This is a genomic window from Pseudoalteromonas sp. B160 (assembly GCF_037162485.1).
Lineage (GTDB): Bacteria > Pseudomonadota > Gammaproteobacteria > Enterobacterales > Alteromonadaceae > Pseudoalteromonas > Pseudoalteromonas rhizosphaerae.
This window is the reverse complement of the sequence record NZ_JARLUX010000002.1, coordinates 940,088-954,852: the sequence shown is the minus strand read 5'-3', so window position 1 is coordinate 954,852 and position 14,765 is coordinate 940,088. Positions and strand designations below refer to the sequence as shown.

At 40.7% G+C, this 14,765-nt stretch carries 17 protein-coding genes and 1 pseudogene; 9 read left to right on the top strand and 9 right to left on the bottom strand.

From position 1 onward, the window contains the following. Positions 1 to 42: 42 nt before the first annotated feature. The 4 genes from P4S61_RS22700 to P4S61_RS22685 are packed head-to-tail and all read right to left on the bottom strand — an operon-like array spanning position 43 to position 2,166. Positions 43 to 798 (bottom strand): phytanoyl-CoA dioxygenase family protein, encoded by a 756-nt coding sequence (locus P4S61_RS22700; RefSeq protein ID WP_337119270.1) that lies wholly within the window; start codon positions 796 to 798, stop codon positions 43 to 45. 4 nt (positions 799 to 802) lie between these two features. Further along, entirely contained in the window at positions 803 to 1,393 is a 591-nt protein-coding gene (locus P4S61_RS22695; protein ID WP_337119269.1) for a uracil-DNA glycosylase family protein, read from the bottom strand. Then, on the bottom strand, positions 1,383 to 1,757 hold the full coding sequence (locus P4S61_RS22690; RefSeq protein WP_145239857.1) for a VOC family protein: 375 nt from the start codon (positions 1,755 to 1,757) through the stop codon (positions 1,383 to 1,385). The genes P4S61_RS22695 and P4S61_RS22690 overlap by 11 nt, the downstream gene beginning before the upstream one ends. A gap of 46 nt (positions 1,758 to 1,803) precedes the next feature. After that, positions 1,804 to 2,166 (bottom strand): VOC family protein, encoded by a 363-nt coding sequence (locus P4S61_RS22685; protein WP_182758592.1) that lies wholly within the window; start codon positions 2,164 to 2,166, stop codon positions 1,804 to 1,806. 259 nt (positions 2,167 to 2,425) lie between these two features. On the opposite strand from P4S61_RS22685, the gene P4S61_RS22680 reads away from it, so the two are divergent. The 3 genes from P4S61_RS22680 to P4S61_RS22670 are packed head-to-tail and all read left to right on the top strand — an operon-like array spanning position 2,426 to position 4,709. Beyond that, positions 2,426 to 2,770: a hypothetical protein gene (locus P4S61_RS22680; RefSeq protein ID WP_337119268.1), complete on the top strand. Its 345-nt coding sequence runs from the start codon at positions 2,426 to 2,428 to the stop codon at positions 2,768 to 2,770. Continuing rightward, positions 2,767 to 4,374, top strand: coding sequence for a PepSY-associated TM helix domain-containing protein (locus P4S61_RS22675; protein WP_337119267.1), 1,608 nt, complete (start codon positions 2,767 to 2,769; stop codon positions 4,372 to 4,374). Before P4S61_RS22680 ends, P4S61_RS22675 begins: the two co-directional genes overlap by 4 nt. After that, positions 4,374 to 4,709, top strand: coding sequence for a DUF3325 domain-containing protein (locus P4S61_RS22670; protein ID WP_145239865.1), 336 nt, complete (start codon positions 4,374 to 4,376; stop codon positions 4,707 to 4,709). Before P4S61_RS22675 ends, P4S61_RS22670 begins: the two co-directional genes overlap by 1 nt. 218 nt (positions 4,710 to 4,927) lie before the next feature. Here P4S61_RS22670 and P4S61_RS22665 read toward each other — a convergent pair. The 3 genes and pseudogenes from P4S61_RS22665 to P4S61_RS22655 all read right to left on the bottom strand — a co-directional run bounded on the left by P4S61_RS22665 (position 4,928) and on the right by P4S61_RS22655 (position 9,368). Beyond that, positions 4,928 to 6,603 (bottom strand): annotated as a pseudogene (locus P4S61_RS22665) (hypothetical protein). Positions 6,604 to 6,682: 79 nt separating this feature from the next. Next, on the bottom strand, positions 6,683 to 8,584 hold the full coding sequence (locus tag P4S61_RS22660; protein WP_337119266.1) for an alkaline phosphatase PhoX: 1,902 nt from the start codon (positions 8,582 to 8,584) through the stop codon (positions 6,683 to 6,685). Between the two features lie 247 nt (positions 8,585 to 8,831). Further along, positions 8,832 to 9,368 (bottom strand): lipocalin family protein, encoded by a 537-nt coding sequence (locus P4S61_RS22655; RefSeq protein ID WP_149981969.1) that lies wholly within the window; start codon positions 9,366 to 9,368, stop codon positions 8,832 to 8,834. A gap of 123 nt (positions 9,369 to 9,491) precedes the next feature. On the opposite strand from P4S61_RS22655, the gene P4S61_RS22650 reads away from it, so the two are divergent. The 3 genes from P4S61_RS22650 to P4S61_RS22640 are packed head-to-tail and all read left to right on the top strand — an operon-like array spanning position 9,492 to position 10,905. Then, positions 9,492 to 9,941: a YaiI/YqxD family protein gene (locus P4S61_RS22650; RefSeq protein WP_145239874.1), complete on the top strand. Its 450-nt coding sequence runs from the start codon at positions 9,492 to 9,494 to the stop codon at positions 9,939 to 9,941. After that, positions 9,938 to 10,480, top strand: a complete 543-nt coding sequence (locus P4S61_RS22645; RefSeq protein WP_337119265.1) for a DUF6942 family protein — start codon at positions 9,938 to 9,940, stop codon at positions 10,478 to 10,480. The genes P4S61_RS22650 and P4S61_RS22645 overlap by 4 nt, the downstream gene beginning before the upstream one ends. A gap of 53 nt (positions 10,481 to 10,533) precedes the next feature. Next, positions 10,534 to 10,905, top strand: coding sequence for a response regulator (locus P4S61_RS22640; RefSeq protein WP_182758585.1), 372 nt, complete (start codon positions 10,534 to 10,536; stop codon positions 10,903 to 10,905). 17 nt (positions 10,906 to 10,922) lie between these two features. Here P4S61_RS22640 and P4S61_RS22635 read toward each other — a convergent pair whose 3' ends face one another. After that, a complete protein-coding gene (locus tag P4S61_RS22635; RefSeq protein WP_149981972.1) occupies positions 10,923 to 11,834 on the bottom strand; it encodes a LysR substrate-binding domain-containing protein in 912 nt (303 codons plus the stop codon). Positions 11,835 to 11,947: 113 nt separating this feature from the next. Between P4S61_RS22635 and P4S61_RS22630 the strand changes: the two genes are divergently transcribed. Beyond that, the gene (locus P4S61_RS22630) at positions 11,948 to 12,253 is read left to right on the top strand and encodes a hypothetical protein (RefSeq protein WP_145239882.1); all 306 of its coding nucleotides are present in this window, start codon (positions 11,948 to 11,950) and stop codon (positions 12,251 to 12,253) included. Positions 12,254 to 12,303: 50 nt separating this feature from the next. Here the strand turns inward: P4S61_RS22630 and P4S61_RS22625 are convergent, their stop codons facing one another. Further along, positions 12,304 to 12,585 carry a putative quinol monooxygenase gene (locus P4S61_RS22625; RefSeq protein WP_337119264.1) on the bottom strand — a complete coding sequence of 94 codons (282 nt, stop codon included), beginning with the start codon at positions 12,583 to 12,585 and terminating at the stop codon, positions 12,304 to 12,306. A gap of 240 nt (positions 12,586 to 12,825) precedes the next feature. Here P4S61_RS22625 and P4S61_RS22620 point away from each other — a divergent pair, with 240 nt between their 5' ends. Together P4S61_RS22620 and P4S61_RS22615 are read left to right on the top strand one after the other, a co-directional pair. Beyond that, positions 12,826 to 13,692 (top strand): LysR family transcriptional regulator, encoded by an 867-nt coding sequence (locus tag P4S61_RS22620; protein WP_337119263.1) that lies wholly within the window; start codon positions 12,826 to 12,828, stop codon positions 13,690 to 13,692. 202 nt (positions 13,693 to 13,894) lie between these two features. After that, positions 13,895 to 14,743 carry a substrate-binding periplasmic protein gene (locus P4S61_RS22615; RefSeq protein WP_337119262.1) on the top strand — a complete coding sequence of 283 codons (849 nt, stop codon included), beginning with the start codon at positions 13,895 to 13,897 and terminating at the stop codon, positions 14,741 to 14,743. The last annotated feature ends 22 nt before the right edge of the window (positions 14,744 to 14,765 follow it).

Genomic DNA, 14,765 nt, shown 5'->3' with positions numbered 1-14,765 from the left:
ACAGAGGCCCATGTGGTTTTTAGGCAGGTCTATGTAGCGCGGTTATTCTTGGTGTGCCAAAGTAACCGCAAAGGCACTGGCATCTTCTAATGTCGAAAGCATCGCTGGAGTAGGCAAACAGATATCCTGAACAAAATGCAGTACGTGGGGCTGTGGCTCACCAAAAAGAATATCCAGCGCTAAGCGGTCTTTACCGTATAAACCACGGTGGATCATATTTGCCGAGAAAATTAATAAATCCCCTGCTTGCATTTCTATCACATGGCCGGTGGCTAAATCATCGCTGGTGTTGTTGTGATCAATAGCCAACCGAGTTGCCAGCTCATCAGGGGTATCCCAACGTCGATGCGTACCTGGTACTAACTCAATACCTGGCTCATCCTCAAGCGCAACCCGACAATGTATCACTTCAGGACCCGATAGCGCAGCTTGCTGCTCCGCCAAGCTTAAATGGTATTGCATATCACGATGCCAATAATTTTCTTGCTCAGGATTAACCGGATTAAAAAACAACTGGGTATTCATAAAGGCCGCTGATTCAAGTATCGAATCAACTTGAGCCATTAACTTATGGCTGGCAATAAACTTAAATAATACTAAGCGCTGGGCCTCATCTAAATAGGTATTTGCAGTTAAATAGGCACTATTAACCGCCTTGGTTTGATAAAAATGTTGATTATCTGCGATCCATTGCTGATGAAAACAATTGATCACTTCGCGCTCATGCACAAGTTCACGTTCAGTGTAAAAACCTTTTACATGAAAAAAACCATGCTGCTCAAATTGGGTATTGATCATCAAACTAATCATCCTCACATTGCAAAATTGCTTGAATAGTTTGCGCCAACTGTGGCACCACATCACGCTCAAACCAAGGGTTTTTAGTTAGCCAAATATTATTACGCGGACTCGGGTGCGGCAATGGCAAAATATCTGGCCAATACTCACGCCATGATTTTACTAACTCAGTGAGGGGTAAATGTTTTGTGTGTGGTAAATGGTACGCTTGGGCATATTTACCCAGCACTATGGTTAACTTAATATTGGGCAGTGCCGCTAAAAGCTGGGAACGCCATGCAGGTGCGCATTCTTTACGCGGCGCTAAATCGCCTGACTTACCTTTACCTGGATAACAAAAGCCCATCGGCAAAATAGCAACCTTAGTTGCATCATAAAAATCGCATGGCTTAAGCCCTAACCACTCGCGCAGCCGCTTACCACTGGCATCATCAAATGGAATGCCACTTTGGTGTACTTTAAGCCCTGGCGCTTGCCCTGCAATTAAAATACGCGCACTGGGATTAAATTGCAGCACCGGACGTGCCCCAAGCGCCAGCTCAGATTCACAGATCACGCATTGACTAACTTGCTTTAACAAGGTGCTAGCCATCATCACTGCTTTGCCCTATTCGCCACAGCACACCACTTGGATCATAAATAACAAAATCAATCATTTGCCACGCTTGCAAACTTGGCTCAGTAATTTTTATATTATATTTTTGCGCCAACCCCGCACTTGTTAATTTATCATGCCATGCTGTCACATCTGCAACTAATAAGTGCATCATAAAATTTTTAGCGTGCTCTGGATTATAAAAATTTTGCAGTAAAAAACTACAGTCTCCGTGGTAAAAGTACGCCATATCTGGGGTTTCCCACGCGACTTGAAAGCCCATATGCTGATAAAACGCACAACTAAGCGCAAAATCTTTTGCTGGTACAAATGCTTTAATTTCTTCGCAACTCAAATCTGTCATTCAATTTCTTTCCTTGAGTTAGTAAAATTATGATCTATTTTTGCGTTCAATTATGTTCTGACCACACTGCAAATTCATTGCCACTGGGCTCGGTAAAATGGAATCGGCAGCCCCCTGGAAAATCAAAAATTGGTTTTATAATACTCCCGCCATGTTGCTCTACTTTAGCCTGTGTTTGCGCAATATCCTCGCTATAAAATACTAATAAAGCTGCGCCATGTTGCGTTAATGAGCTAAGTGGTGCTTGATAAAAACCGCCATCAAGCCCAGCTGTATCAGCACTAAATGACGTATATTCGGGGCCATAATCAATAAACTGCCAATCAAAAACCGCACTAAAAAATGCCTTAGTGACGATTAAATCTGCTGCGGCAAATTCAACATAATTAAGTTTTTTGTGTGCTGACATAGTACTCCCTAAAAAATTAATGTAACGGCTTATAGCCTTCCAATCACTAAGCATACAAGCAGTTGAAAAATTTGCGAACTTTTCAATTAAAACAGCAAATGATAAAAGCAGATCATCATTTTACTAAGTAAATATACTGAGTATTATTGCGCTGTCGTCGCGACAAACAACAAAGAAAATACGAATCACTATCTTTTCTGTATCTAGAATATATAATACCCCCTTTATTCGCCCCCATTTGGGACTTTGAGGGATCATCATGCACGCTCAATCTATCAAAAACAGCCAAACACTCTCTATAAGATCTAAATTAAGCCAAGCTTATCAAGCCCATGCTTACCGTTTTGCTGTTATCTCACGCTTTTTTGCCGCCATTGTTGGTGGTTATACCTTTACTGCCGTATTTACCGTGTTACTGAGTATTATTTTACCGCTGAAAAAATCAGATGCTGTACTGCTTAGTATCAGCCTGACTATTTTAGTGTACAGCTGCGTGTTTATTTGGGCGTTTGCAGTTAAGTCATTACCTAAAATATGGATCACTATTTTACTAACTACTTCAGGGTGTGCTCTGATCTTATCATTACTAAAGGGTTGGCTATGAAAGAGAGTTTTTTCCGCTCCATGACCTGGATGCATACTTGGGTTGGATTATTAGTATGCTGGCTACTCTATTTAATATTTTTTGCCGGCACGGTGAGTTTTTTTCGGGACGAAATAACGCTATGGAATCAACCAGCACTGCACAATGTACAAGCGCCTGAACAGCGTGTAGCGCAACAGCGTAGCCAAATTATCAGTGGTATTAATTACCTACAAAATGCAGGCCTGGAGTCTACGCGTTGGGGAATTTACTTGCCCACAGAGCGAAAACCGCAGCTTAACTATGCTTATGAAAAGCCTCGTCCTGAAGGGAAGCGTTTTGGTGGTTGGCAAGAGCACAATATCAACCCACAAACAGGCGACGAAATAGCACAAACAAGAGACACCAGAGGTGGTAACTTTTTTTATCGACTGCATTTTGACCTACATTACATTGATGTACGCACAGCCCGTTGGATTGTCTGCTTTGCGAGCTTATTTATGTTGGTAGCGCTGATATCTGGGGTGGTGATCCACAAACGTATTTTTAAAGATATGTTTAGCTTTCGTGCCAATAAAGGCAGCCGCAGTTGGTTAGATGGTCATAATGTATCGTCAGTATTGGCGTTACCTTTTCATATTATGATCACCTATACAGGCCTAATCACGCTAATATTTATGTTATTCCCCTATCCAGCAATGACCGCATACGAAGATGGTATTCGTGGTTTATTTAACGATGTGTCACCCACTAATGTGCGCACCAAAACTAGCCCAGATAGCGCCCCATTAATAGCCATCGATACTATTTTAGATCAAGTTTATACTAACTGGCCTGATGCTGACTTAACACAAATATCAATTCGTGATCCAAATAAAGCCTCAGCCACAATTACAGTCCGTGCAGATACCGCTAGCCTAGTTCGCGACCAAACACCCACCTTATTATTTAACGGTGTAGATGGCAGCTTAATAGCTAAAACTGCTGCCCAATTAACCAATACTGAAGTGTTCTATGACTCGCTAACAGCCCTACACACAGGCCGTTTAGCTAACCCATTATTACGCTGGTTATACTTTTTATGCGGCGTAGCTGGCTGTGTAATGATAGCAACTGGCTGTATTATGTGGGCTAAGCGTATTCGCGAACGCATGAAAAAAGACCAACCTGCTACAATTGGCTTAAAGTTGGTAGAAGGGTTAAACCTTGCCACATTAATGGGCTTACCACTTGCAACCTGCGCATTTTTTATTGCCAACCGGTTACTGCCTATGACAACCCCTGAGCGCGCTGATAAAGAAATACTTGCATTCTTTGTGACTTGGCTAGCCGTTGCTTTGTTTGCGCTATTTAAACGCGCAAGGCCGCAGTGGATTTTACTCGCGTGGATAAACGGTATCGCCTGTCTCAGCGTGCCTGTTATTAATGCTCTTACCACCAATGGCAATCTAATAAGCTACTTGCTAAACGGCCAATGGGCGTTGTTTAGTTTTGATTTAATGTGCTTAATATTTGCAGCCTTATTTGTAATTCAGGCCAAAAAAATACCAACTCACACTCCGGCTAAAACACCGCAACAACGGGCGCGCCGTTCAGCAAAAACTAAGTTACAGGAGCAACCATAATGCATGAATTACTGCAATTGAGCCTATGTTTACTGGCATTTAATTGTTTTGCTTTGGCTAAATTTAATCATTACCGTGATGTATTTAAAACCCGCCCTAGCGACAAACTCAGTAAACAGTTTTTGATCGCTGCTTGGATCAGTATTTTACTAAGCTTAGTACTGAGTGTTGTACAACATAACGGCTACGGCGCTTTACTATTTTGTGGTTACATGGCGCTAAGTGTCTTAATATTAATGATTTTTTATAGCTTCAAAGCATCTTGGGTAAAAATAATGACTGCTTTAAATATCACCGTTGTAATGCTCAGTGGGCTGTTTTTAACTGTTTTTTAAGCTTAGTTAGTAAAAATATGATCTGAGCAAAAAAAAGGCAAACTAACTTAGTTTGCCTATATCCAAATGATTTGGTTATAAATAGTAGGGGGATACTCATGTCACAAATAGCTTGATTGAAGCTATTGCCAATCAATCTATGTGGAATATGATATCCCTCTAATGTGTCATATTTATTACCTAGTAATTACTTTTTAATATAAAACATATCAAACCTATTACTGTGTAGCAGTAGACCAATCTAATTGCATGTCCCACACATAACGGTTTTGTTCTTCAAGTGGTGCTTGTGAGTCGTCAACTGTTTGCAGTACATTTTTAGCTTTTAATAGTGTTGCATCGCGGCCAAATAAGTAGCTCTGCTCTTTCATGATCGTAAAGTAGGCTTTATTAAGCTTAGTTGCGCGTTCTTTAGAGGGCGTAATTAACTCATATAAATTTTTTGCCTGCTTCACTCTTTGCTTATTCACAGTGCCATCTTGATTAAACCAACGCATGAGCATTTCTTGATTTTGACGAAATTCATCCCCGCCACCAACACGTTCAAAATAAGTTAAAAACTCCCCTTGCTGCTCACCTTTATTTGGTACATCGGTCATGGCTTTTAAATCAATATAACCCCAGCCATCACGCCCTTGTACTTTTCGCGGAAATGAAAAGCTTTGATCATAAGTTGATCCCACCGTTTTATGACAGCCATTACAAAATGCCAGCTCTTGTTTATGTTGAGGCCTCAGATCACCTTGAGCATCTTCGATATAACCGTTTATAGTCCAACCAAACATATTGTTTATGCCTTTATCGCCTAGATAACGAGTTTGTGGCAGATTTTCAAAGTGCTTTTCTTTCGCTTCTTTATAATACGAGGAGGCCAGTAATTGCTTAGATTTAAAGCGATGCTTTTTCATGTAGCGGACTTCTTTCATGCGTGGTGCATTGTAGACTTGACCATCCTCATCGACACCAATGTAACGTACCGTATGTAAAAACTCAGTATCTTGTGGGTATAACTGATAACTTAACTCTATGTCTTTTGCATCCCCTACATAATTGGGCTGCTTAGTTATATTACTTACCAATGCCGATAACCTGCCATCGTTATTTAGATCCTGACCAATACGCCGCTCTGAAATATCTGGTGTACTTATCTGCGCTAAATCTTTTATCGCCATTTCAACCAGACTTAAGTTAGCGATATAAACATCCTGATTGTAGATGCCGTCACGCTCACGAAATTCTTTTCCAAGGCGGATCATTACATCACCGGTTGAACCGTTGGTTGGCCAAAAGTACTTGGAAAAGGTTTATAGTTAAAGGCAACCCAATGGCTGCCATCTTTAGCAAAACCTTTTTCATCAAATGCCTGAGCTGGATAAGCTAAATTTTTAACTTCAGCTATTTCTCCTTGCCAATCAGGATTAGCTTTGAGTTTTTTAATAAAGCTGCCGTAATTATCTTGGTTTACCCAACTATTGATTTGATCGTCTGAAATACCCGCAATTAAATCGGTTCTATCAATGAAAAGATTCTTCCAGTGGTTTTTAAGTCCAAGATCTGAAAACTCGTACACACCTTGTAAATGCCCATCATTCATTGTATTTGGGCGATTTTTATCTTGCTTGTCTGTTTGATGGCAGGCATAACAAGGATTATTTTTGCTCTGGGTTTTGGTATAACACTGCGGTGGAATAACCGATTCCGGATTATATTCTTCATCATATTGCATATACGCAAGCGCGGGAATATCATCGCCCTCTTTATAAGGCGCTGAATATAGTGAGGTAGATGATGAGGTTTGTTGAACATACGTAACGTCGCTCATTGGCATCTCATTATCAAAACACCCAGTGAGTAAAACAACGTTCAGTAATATAAAGGGGGTTAAATACTTCATTTTTATGACTCTATTTTTTTCTAAAAAATGGGTAAACACAGGGTTTACCCACCTAAAAACGCTTTATCTAACGCTTAAATTACTTAGACTGTGGATCGTACATCCACAACGTATTGTTTTCTTGGAAGCCATCTTCACCAATAATGATACGACCATCACGCATAACAATCACATTGTCTGGTTGTGAAAGTTGTTCAACATCACAACGCTCAGCGCCAGTCAGGCTTGAACGATATGTACCGCCCATAATCACCGGTTCAATGCGAGTTAAGCTGTAACTTGTATCAATGTGCGCACGGTATACACCACCGCAGTCTTTTACTCGTCTTGATAGTTGAATATCGCCTTCGTCATCAACCATGGTGTTATCGAGATCTGAAATACCGATATACATGTACGCTTTTGTAACAACTTCATTTGCAATAACATCTTGCCCAGTGATCGCTTCGAGTACACGATCATGATTGATGCTAATACCTTCAAGCTTACGCCATTCGGCGGTAGCACCTTTCATTTTAGCCGCTTGGCGAGACTCTAAAAATGCGGCACGGTTATCCATCGGTTTGCCTGCTGTAACAGGGCTACCACCTTCGGCCTCGCTAGGGTATGTCGCTTTACCATCTGCCCATGCTTGTACATCAGCCAGTGACATATAACTTGTTTTACCGGCAACATAATCGCTGGTATTAATACCATCGTATTGTGCAATCCAGGTTTCAATATCAACATTGCTGCCACTGGCAAGCTCAACCCACTGCACATCAAAACCAGTGACAGTTGGCTCGTTTAAGCCGGCATCTTGGGTTAGTTTTGCACCATATAAAGTACCTGCGGATAAATCTTCTGGTTGGTCGGCAATAAATTTAAATAATACCCCACCGGTATCATCTTGTGATGAATATACGGTACGACGATCTGGCATAACTACCGAGTTTTCATGCTCATAACGACCAATGGTGTAATGCTTTACCACTTCTGGCGCATCGGTCATTGGTTTTTGAATTTCCGCGATATAACCATAACGGTAAGGATTTGGGAAATCAGGAGCAACAAGTGCTTCGATACCATCTGTACCTGTATCACTCGGATCATTCCATGATGCATCTGTGGTTGAGTTAACCGTTGAATTAACGATCCACTCTTCTGAAGTTAGCGGGGTGCCCCACGGAGAAACTGACCCAAAACAGTTAGCAGCCGTCCCCTTCACTGCGTCAAAGTTGATCATCATAGCATCGGTCACAGACCAAGCACCTTCTGCACTTTTTGACATTTTTAATCGGCTTACGCCACCAGGGTAAGATTCCCAGTTAGTAAAGAGGTAGCCTTCGTTTTCGCCTGCAGCAATAAAACCATTAAAATCTGGATTATTATTTTCGATGATTTTTTGATTATTATTAATACCGTAGTGCACACCTAAACCACCAGCCAGACCACTGTCACCTAACTCAGCATAAGTATCACCGGTTTGACCAAGAATTTGATATTCACCAAGCGCTGCAATCACAGTTTGGCGTTCAAACTCACTTTCTGGTACTGGCGAATTGATAATATTACGCGGTAAATTATTAAAGTTTACCCCACGTAATACGCCAACAGTGCCTCGATCAATAACTTTACCATTAACTGAATCTTTTGCCGTATTCGTGTCTGACGGATGCTGAACGTTGAAAAACAAGTCACCGCCATTACTTAAAAAAATGCCTGTGACTTCAGCCCCCGCTGGCACAGTCGCTAACCGTGTTAAGCCACTGCCACCATTTTTTCCATCAACACCATTAGCACCATCAACACCATTTGTGCCATCGCTGCCATTCGTGCCGTTAGCTCCATCCGAACCATTCACACCGTTGCTGCCATCTACACCAGCTTCACCGACAGGACCTTGTGAACCGGTCTCGCCCTGTTTTCCGTCGTCTCCGTTACACGCTGTTAATGCTAAAGTGACGGCTCCAGCAATTAAAGATAATGCTACACGCTTCATTACTTACTCCTTGAAATTGGCCTGTTAAAAGTTTCAACCGAGCCTGATTATTGTTAGAAAAATTTCAAGAATAAGTGTGACCAGAAGTTGTTTCAGTTCTCTTACATATAAATTATGTTTTAGGGACGTAACTTTGACTAATGAATTACATATTCCTAGTTGTATTGACTAAAAAGCGTATGAATTGTTAAAAGCTAAAAAATGGCACTCTTTAGTGCCATCGATACACTGTAAAGGGGATTTACAGTCATGGTGTACTGTTCTGTTTAACCATAATCAGGTTGTCAGTATCAAAGCCTTTTTGCTGCGCAAGCACTTTAAAGTCAGCTAAGCGTTGCTCACTCACTGTGGGGGTACGCGATAATAGCCACAAATAATCGTTATTGTAGCCAGATACGTACGCATATTGGTAATTTTGTTGGTCTAACTTAAATACAATATAAGAGCTGTAAAAAGGACCAAAAAACGATACTTTTAAATGACCAACATCATTGCTATCAACAAATTTCGCAGTACCTTGAGCCTCACTCCATTTGTTTTCCTCGCTATTAAAACCACGGTTTAGCACAGTTACAGAGCCATCATCGTTAATTGTATAATCCGCTGTTATATTATCTAAACCCCGCTCAAAAGAGTGATCTAATCGGGCTATTTCATACCACTTACCTTGGTACTGTTCGATGGAAAAAGGACTCACTGGTGCAACTTTATCGGGCATGCCAGTACAGCCAAGCAGTAAACTACTGACGAACAGAGTAAGAGTGATAAATAATTGATTTTTCATCGTTGATTCCTTGATAGTTAATTAGGCCACCAACGCAGTAAAGCATAAAAAGTTCACTTAATACTAGTTGTTCTAAAAGCCTTAGGTTAGGATCATTTTTTTACTAACTATTAGAAGTTAACAATGAAGATATGGGTTGATGCTGACGCCTGTCCAGTGGTGATCAAAGAAATTTTGTTTCGTGCCGCAGAGCGTACGCAAACTGAAACAATTTTAGTCGCTAATCATGCAATGCGTATTCCGCCTTCAAAATACATTAGCCGGTTGCAGGTCTCATCAGGATTTGATGTGGCTGATGACGAAATAGTCAAACGTATTGCAGCCAATGATTTAGTGATCACCGGTGATATTCCGCTAGCATCAGAAGTAATCGATAATGGCGGCCAAGCGCTAAATCCTCGCGGCGAACTGTATACCAGTGAAAATATTCGCTCGTTACTAAATGTGCGCGATTTTATGGATACTATGCGTTCAAGTGGCGTTGAAATGAACGGCGGACCGCCACCGCTTAGCCAAAGTGATCGTCAAAACTTTGCTAATAATCTAGACCGCATTCTAGCTAAAAATAAATGAGTAAGGCTGCAAGTAATATAGGCTTTGGTGACCCAGCTTTTACAGTCGCTGTGTATGTAGCGAATGTACCACCGATGCCACAGTACACCAACCTAAGTACAGTGACTTCATGTGTGGATGGACAAATTGCCAGCATCAACCAAGCCTGTGGTAATGGCTGGCGTAAAGTATTTAATGTATATGCTAAAGTGTTATTTGCACTGCCTAGCGAGTATTACCAATTCGCCAAACTCGCCCCGACTTGGCAACACTATCGTGATGAACAACTGTTGCAGCTTAATAGTCAAACTGCCTTACTTTTTAGCCCTCCGGTTTTAAATAACAATAATACCTTGCATATTATTGCCGGACGCACCTATGCTAAAGTGCTGTTGCAGCAAGGACACTTACAGTGCCAATTACAGTGGTTAGATGAAGAATTTGCTATCGATAAAGTAAACAAGTTGATTGTGTGTCCATACTTTGATTACCGCCAACTTAGCAATATAAAAATAGCGCGACTTAGTCAGCTAGTTGCCCAGTGTTTTGTGGCAAAGTAAGACTTTGTTAACTAACCTTAAGGTAATTTGAATATTATGGACAATTTAACTTTATGAAAATCCTCGTCGTTGACGATATGCCTTTGATGCGCCATGTATTAATAAATATGTTAAGAAAACTAAATTATCACGATATTGTTGAAGCGACTGATGGAATACAAGCATTAAGTTTATTACAAAACCAAGGCTATGATTTAGTTATCACCGACTTGCATATGCCAAAAATGGATGGCAAAACTTTACTCAATCGTATTCGTGATGACCAAGAGTTAGCCGAAATCCCGGTGTTAATGATCACCTGCGAAGACAGCTCCACAGCAATCAAAGAAATTATCTCCGCGAAAGTGTCAGGCTTTATTGTAAAACCTTTTAATTTAAATGTGTTAGATAGCCAGTTAAAGAAAGTTATGAAGTTAGAAAGTTAGTCAATCTCAACGCTATGTTACTTTAAACATTGTTTAAGTGCGTCATCATCTTGCTGAAATCTAGATAATAACCAAGCTTGAAAAGCGATTACCTTTGGCCAATTAAAATGCTCCTTAGGGCCCACTAAATAATATTTATAGTGGCAGTTATATTCAAAATTTGGGTAAACTTCTAACTGCCCGAATTTGATATGGGACTCAATTAAACGTCGCCTCACTAACGCAATTCCTTGACCCGCCAACGTCGCTTGGATCACCAAGGCTGCGTTATCGATTTCTAAAAATACCGGCATTGCTGTAGTACTAATGTTTAATTCAGCCGCTAATGTTTGCCAACCACGCTCTGCATCAGGGCAAACATCCATAATTAACTGCTGTTGTAATAATTGCGCTCTTAAAGGTAATTGTGGGGTAAGCAACCCTGGTTTATAAGCCAGTAACAAACTGTCATCAGCGACCAACTCACTGTGTAACTCGGGATATTGCCCTAACCCAAAACGAATGCCTAAATCAACCTGACCAGAGGCAAAATTTGCATGTTGATCGCTAGGATCAATACGTAAATGAATGCCAGGATGGTGACGTTGAAAATCATTAATATGTTGCAATAACCAACCACTGGCAAACGAAGGTAAAACCGATAAATTTAAACTATGTGGATTTGTATCTTGGCTTAACGAATTAATCCCAGATTGAAAATGACTAAACCCTTGCAAGATAGCCGGGAGCAATTGTTCGCCTTGGCGTGTTAGTTCTACAAATCGAGTTTGCCGCTTAAATAACCGACATCCTAAATGAGCTTCTAACAACCTGATCTGTTGGCTCACCGCGGCTTGGCTAACAAATAATTGTTCCGCAGCCAACTTAAAGCTACCCAATTCAGCCGCATGCTTGAAATACCAGAGACTTTTTAATGGGGGTAGAGTCATAGCCATTCACAATTAAGAAAAACTAAAGCATAAGCAATTTTTAATCGTTTGTCAGCTTTTCTACATCAGGCAATACTTATATTACCAACCAAGCAAAATGAAGAGTTAACACAATGAAATATTTAATTATATTAGTTATTACATTAATTAGCTTTAGCAACCAAGCGCAAGCTAACACCACAATAAAACTTGATACCGATGAAGGCTACCCATACAAAAACTTAATCAACAAAGCGCAAAGAGTCGAATTACGTTATGTTGAAAATGATCATCAAGTGACCTGTAAAGTCAGTGTGCAAACCCTGCATAATCAATATATGGGGAAAGAGCAAACCGTTTCAGCTAAGCAATTTAAAAAGCAACCAATGGCGGCATGCTTAACTCGTATAAAAGCCAAGCAGATACTAAATATGTTATAAGCTATGGGAGCTTTATGTCGTTACTCCCAGCAACATAAAGCGCCTATTTCTCAGATTTCAGCTAAGCTATTTATTTCCACGGCTTTCGCTAATGCACTCTCATAAAATGTAAAAACCTGTTTTGTATAAGCTTGTTGATAATGCTCATCAAGTGCTTGTTGCGATACAAACCGCTCAACCAAAAATAAGCATGTTTGATTATCACCCGTGTATAACTCAAAGCGAATACAGCCAGCTTCAGCTAAAGTGGGTGCCACAATCGCTTGTAATTTACGTTTACACTCAGCGAACAACGCTGTCTTTGGGGTAATTTTAGCTACTATATTAATCATAAAATCTCACTACTTTCAAAGAAATGCATTCAATGCATTGAACCGGCAATCATAAAACGTTAGGGTTAAAGCTAAATTTAAATAAGTTGCCCATACTCCGAACAAAAACAACATAAAAAGCCATATCAACTTGATTAATGTAAAATGAATTTTCATAGTTGCGTCTATGCCCTACTACTATATTTTGATAGCAGTCGTTAAAATAGTGACCAAAATGCAAACTAAGATTGAGAAAATAACATGCTAGACGACCTGTATTTATTTACCGAAGTTGCGCGGCGCAAAAGCATGAGCCAAACAGCAACAGCGCTTAATTTAAATTTATCGACCTTATCGCGACGCATTCAAGCATTTGAACAAAAGTTAGGCACGCCACTATTACAGCGCAGTGCAAGAGGAATTTTACTCACCAGCGCGGGGCAGCATATTTATGACTCGCTCGCGAACTCTGTTTTAACACTTTCGAGTCAGGTTGAGCAGGTAATAAGTAAACAAAATATCAACGAAGAATTTTATCTACTATGCCCACAAAACCTGATTGCTGGGCCACTAATGAGCGCAATTAGTGCGTTTCAAACATCACACGCTCAGCTCAATTTGCATATTTATCCAAATAACTTAAACAGTCAGCTTAGCCAACAGCGCTTTAATTTAGCGATACGAATTGGCGAACAACAAGATTCAAGCTTTTATCAAAAGCGGCTCGGCTCAATTGCCACAGCGGTAATTACTAAAAAACAAACGGCACCGCAAAATCGCCTAATTTTGCCCTACACCGATAAACAACTATCAGCAGCGCTGCTCAGCGAATTAAAGAGCTGTTTTGAGCATATCACCTATTGCTACGACATAACCATTGCACGCCAGCTAGTGCAATCGGGTGTGGGAGCTGGCTTATTGCCGATGAGCGAAATTGCCAGCTTAAACGCCAAGCAACAGTTTGCTTATGTAGCGCAAAACATACCGCTACCCGCTCGCCCAATTTACGCCATGTGGGCGCATACTCGCACGCCATCAGTCACCGCCAATAAGCTGATCACCAATATTCAGCAAGCAATCGCAGAGCAGCCCTGCTTACAAGGTGAAATAGTACCGCTCGGTAATTAATTTGTGCAGCCAAACTCAGCTATTAAAGCGCCGTTGTCAGCGTTGTTTACTTTGCTTCACACCACAACCAGGTTTCACTCATCAGACAACTCATATAAGTCGCACACAAGTTTATTAACTAATTCGCTTTTGCGTGATCGCTACTGTAGTATCATAAATGAGGAATTTATAACCAATGCAGATATTTTTACCATGATCATAAATGCTAAATTACACAATGCGAACAGCTAAACGATTACGCAACATATGCAAAGCCAGTCTGTTACTACTGTTGTGTGTAAGTAACGCCACTAAAGCAGTACCGACAGCGCAAAGTATTGACTCAACGACAATTCAACTTAGCGCAGGTGAATGGCCGCCTTTTCTTAGTGACTCGCTGCCCTACCAAGGTGTAGTAGCGCATTTAATTCGCGATATATTTGCAGAAGCAGGCATTACCGTTAACTTTACATTTTTACCTTGGTCACGGGCATATCACGATACCGAAAATAACAAATATGCCGCTACTGCGGTATGGATGTTCAGTGACGAAAGAGCAACGGCTTACTTATATAGCGAACCGGTACTCAGTGAAAAATTTGTGTTTTTTTATCAAAAGCAACGCCATTTTGATTGGCAAAATATTGCAGATTTAAAAGGCCTATTACTCGGTGGTGGGCTTGGCTATAGTTATGGCCCAGAGTTTGATAAAGCCCTTACCGAAGGCTCTTTTGAAATGTCGCGGGTAGGTAATACCGAGCAAAACTTCCGCCGTTTAGCACTAGGGCGCATCGACGCCTTTGCTGAAGAGCAAAGTGTTGGCTACTTTACCCTCAAACATCAACTACCCGAGCTTGTTAATGTTATTAACCATCACCCCAAACCCCTGTTAATTAATAAAAGCTTCTTACTATTTCCAAAAAATAACAGCGAAAGTGAAAAACTGCTCAACACCTTTAATCAGTACTTATTACAGTTTAAGCAAAACGGCCGTTACCAAGCTTACTTTAAAGGTTTAGAGCAAGGTGATTATCAGCCCCAAGCCAAGCTACAGCAACGAGTTAACCCGTAGTTCATGCTTTACGTGACAATAA

Excerpts from the sequence above, each read along its gene's own strand:
- P4S61_RS22690 (WP_145239857.1), bottom strand. The coding sequence starts at position 1,757 with ATGACAGATTTGAGTTGCGAAGAAATTAAAGCATTTGTACCAGCAAAA.
- P4S61_RS22660 (WP_337119266.1), bottom strand. The coding sequence starts at position 8,584 with ATGAAGCGTGTAGCATTATCTTTAATTGCTGGAGCCGTCACTTTAGCA.
- P4S61_RS22655 (WP_149981969.1), bottom strand. The coding sequence starts at position 9,368 with ATGAAAAATCAATTATTTATCACTCTTACTCTGTTCGTCAGTAGTTTA.
- P4S61_RS22630 (WP_145239882.1), top strand. The coding sequence starts at position 11,948 with ATGAAATATTTAATTATATTAGTTATTACATTAATTAGCTTTAGCAAC.
- P4S61_RS22645 (WP_337119265.1), top strand. The coding sequence starts at position 9,938 with ATGAGTAAGGCTGCAAGTAATATAGGCTTTGGTGACCCAGCTTTTACA.
- P4S61_RS22695 (WP_337119269.1), bottom strand. The coding sequence starts at position 1,393 with ATGATGGCTAGCACCTTGTTAAAGCAAGTTAGTCAATGCGTGATCTGT.
- P4S61_RS22625 (WP_337119264.1), bottom strand. The coding sequence starts at position 12,585 with ATGATTAATATAGTAGCTAAAATTACCCCAAAGACAGCGTTGTTCGCT.
- P4S61_RS22675 (WP_337119267.1), top strand. The coding sequence starts at position 2,767 with ATGAAAGAGAGTTTTTTCCGCTCCATGACCTGGATGCATACTTGGGTT.
- P4S61_RS22635 (WP_149981972.1), bottom strand. The coding sequence starts at position 11,834 with ATGACTCTACCCCCATTAAAAAGTCTCTGGTATTTCAAGCATGCGGCT.
- P4S61_RS22620 (WP_337119263.1), top strand. The coding sequence starts at position 12,826 with ATGCTAGACGACCTGTATTTATTTACCGAAGTTGCGCGGCGCAAAAGC.
- P4S61_RS22615 (WP_337119262.1), top strand. The coding sequence starts at position 13,895 with ATGCTAAATTACACAATGCGAACAGCTAAACGATTACGCAACATATGC.
- P4S61_RS22670 (WP_145239865.1), top strand. The coding sequence starts at position 4,374 with ATGCATGAATTACTGCAATTGAGCCTATGTTTACTGGCATTTAATTGT.
- P4S61_RS22640 (WP_182758585.1), top strand. The coding sequence starts at position 10,534 with ATGAAAATCCTCGTCGTTGACGATATGCCTTTGATGCGCCATGTATTA.
- P4S61_RS22685 (WP_182758592.1), bottom strand. The coding sequence starts at position 2,166 with ATGTCAGCACACAAAAAACTTAATTATGTTGAATTTGCCGCAGCAGAT.
- P4S61_RS22650 (WP_145239874.1), top strand. The coding sequence starts at position 9,492 with ATGAAGATATGGGTTGATGCTGACGCCTGTCCAGTGGTGATCAAAGAA.
- P4S61_RS22680 (WP_337119268.1), top strand. The coding sequence starts at position 2,426 with ATGCACGCTCAATCTATCAAAAACAGCCAAACACTCTCTATAAGATCT.
- P4S61_RS22700 (WP_337119270.1), bottom strand. The coding sequence starts at position 798 with ATGATCAATACCCAATTTGAGCAGCATGGTTTTTTTCATGTAAAAGGT.